The sequence below is a fragment of the Streptomyces olivaceoviridis genome, assembly GCF_014650115.1.
Taxonomy (GTDB): domain Bacteria; phylum Actinomycetota; class Actinomycetes; order Streptomycetales; family Streptomycetaceae; genus Streptomyces; species Streptomyces olivaceoviridis.
Genome location: NZ_BMUI01000095.1, coordinates 1 through 2579, shown reverse-complemented (window position 1 = coordinate 2579; position 2579 = coordinate 1). Strand labels below are relative to the sequence as shown.

The 2579-nt window shown below is 71.4% G+C and carries 1 protein-coding gene and 1 pseudogene; both read left to right on the top strand.

Annotated features, from left to right (window positions below):
• Positions 1-326 (top strand): annotated as a pseudogene (locus tag IE273_RS43025) (sodium:solute symporter); the annotation flags it as partial.
• A gap of 295 nt (positions 327-621) precedes the next feature.
• Positions 622-2579, top strand: a 1958-nt coding sequence (locus tag IE273_RS43020; protein ID WP_189820544.1) for an AAA family ATPase, incomplete at its 3' end; no start/stop codon positions are given.

The following is a 2579-nucleotide window of genomic DNA, read 5'->3' as shown; positions in this document are numbered from 1 at the left end:
GCTGGTTCCACCGCTGGGCACTGCTCGCCGGCTGGGCGGTCGGCATGATCTACGGCACAGTCGCGGCGTACGGCGTGGCCTCGCCGACGCAGAAGCACTTCGGCGGCTCCGCGAAGGAGATCCCCGGCATCGGGGAGATCGGCTACATCGGCCTCACCGCGTTCGTCCTGAACGTGGCGGTGACCGTGATCCTCACCCTCGTCCTGAAGGCCGTCAAGGCCCCCGAGGGCGTGGACGAGACCCGGCCGGAGGACTACACCGCGGACGCCGGCGACCCCGGCGTCCAGGTGGAACTCCCCCCGGCCACCACGGGAAGCGCTCACTAGCCCATGCGCTGAGCGCGGGAAGCCGCGCGATCGAACCCGCAGCGGGCCGCCGGGAGCAACCACTACGGCGGCCCGCTGCCGTCCCACCGCTTCCACGTCCTCCCCATACAGTCGCTCACACCATCGCGTCACACTCGCTCACGCGATCCGCGCCTACGTATTTCCGTTCTCTTCACCATGAGAGCAGGACTGTTCGCCGTGAGATCAGGACTGTGCACACATAGGCTCGGAAAGTGAACGCACGAGGCGGGTCCGGTGGGAAAGGGAGTGGGGCGCCGTGGAGTCGCTCGTAACGATGATCGGCCGGGACGACGAGCTGCGGCAGTTGTCCGCGTTCGTGACGGCCGTGGAGAGGCAGGCCCTCGTCCTCAGAGGGGAGACGGGGGTGGGCAAGAGCGCCCTGCTCGACCATGTCGCCAAGCTGGCATCAGGGGCGGGACACGGGGTGATCCGGGCCGCGGGGGTCGAGGCGGAGTCCGGGCTGCCGTTCGCGGGCCTGCACCAGCTGGTCCACCCCCTGCTTCCCTCCGTCGACGGCCTTGACCAGGTGCACCGTGACGTGTTCGCCACCGTCTTCGGGCGCAGTGGCGGAAAGCCACCGTCCGTGATGTCGCTCGGCATCGCCGTCCTCGACCTGCTGTCCCTGGTCTCCTCGGCGAGGCCGCTGCTGCTGCTCCTCGACGACGGCCAGTGGCTGGACGCCTCCAGTGTCGCGGTGATCGGGTTCGTGGGGCGCCGGCTCAACGGCGGCTCGGTGAAACTCCTCGTCGGCCTGCGCTCGGACGTGGCGTCGGGTTTCGACACCGCCGCCCTGCCGGTACTGCCGGTCGGTTCCCTCCCTGACGAGGCCGCGCGACGACTGCTCGACCTGCGCCGCCCGGGCCTGGACACACACGTCCGCCGTCTGGTGCTGGACCAGGCCCGGGGCAACCCACTGGCACTGCTCGAACTCTCCGCCCACATCGACGGCGACCGCACGGGAGGCGGGGCCGAGCGGCTCCTCGGCTCGCCCGATGCCTCGGTACCGCTGCCGGTGCCCCGGCGCCTGCAACACGTGTACGGCACCCGGATCAAAGCCCTCGGTGACGACGTGCGTCAGGAACTGCTGCGCGGCGCCCTGGACGGTGTCGGAGCGACGCCGGGAACCGCGCCCGCGCCCGGTTCGAGGCGCTACCGCATGCGCGACGCCGAAGAGGCGTCGGCGGCGGGCCTGCTGGGCATCGACCCGGTCAGCGGCGACTTCGTCTTCCGGCACCCCCTGGTGCGCTCGACGGTCGTCCAGACGGCGACGCCCAACGAGCGCCGGGCCGCCCACGCGGCCCTCGCACGTGTGCACCGCGACGACGTCGAGAGGAGCGCCACGCACCTGGCCGCCGCGACGGTCGACCCGGACGAGGAGGTGGCGGCGGCACTGGAGGCGGCGGCCGACTCCGCCACCCGGCGCGGCAGCGCCGTGGCCGCCGTGGCCTGGCTGACCCGGGCCGCGGAGCTGAGCGAGAACCGCGAGGACCGGTCCCGCAGGCTCGGTGACGCGGCCTTCGCCGCCGGACACGCCGGGCTCTTCGAACAGGCGCAGCGCCTCGTCCGCTCCGATCACGTGACGGGTGCGGACGAGCCCCCCGCCTCCGTGGTCACAACGGCCTATCTGGCGTTCTTCGAGGACGGGGACGTACGGCACTCGCACCGGCAGGTGGTGACGGCGATCGAGAACCTGAGCAGGCGCGAGCCGGGGAAGGCGTCCGACGTGCTCACCCGGCTGGTGAACCTGCTGCTCGCGATCGACCAGTACGCAGGCGATCCCGCCCAGTGGGAGGAGACCCGGGCGTTGCTCGGCTCACTGGGCGATCCGGTTCCCGCTCGCTCGCTGATCTACCAGGACGCGTGGGGGGACGTGGTCCGGCACGGTGCGGGTGTGGCGGAGCGGGTGGAACGTGAGTTCACCGATCTGTCGGCCATGGAGCCCTGGGACATCACACGTCTGTCGGTCGCCGCCTACCACGTGGACACCCTCAGCCATTACCGGCCGCACCTCCAGCGCACCGTCGACCGCGAGGCCGAGACGGGCTTCGTCCGCAACAGCATGACCATGCTGCACCTGATCATGCTGGACCAGATGGCGGTCGGCGAGTGGGACGCGGCCGAGCGGACCGGACAGCGCGACCTGGAGCTGACGTCGTCCCACGGATACGCGCTGCTCGCCCATCACACCCGGGCGTATCTCGGTCTGCTCGCGGCGATGCGCGGCCAGGCCGA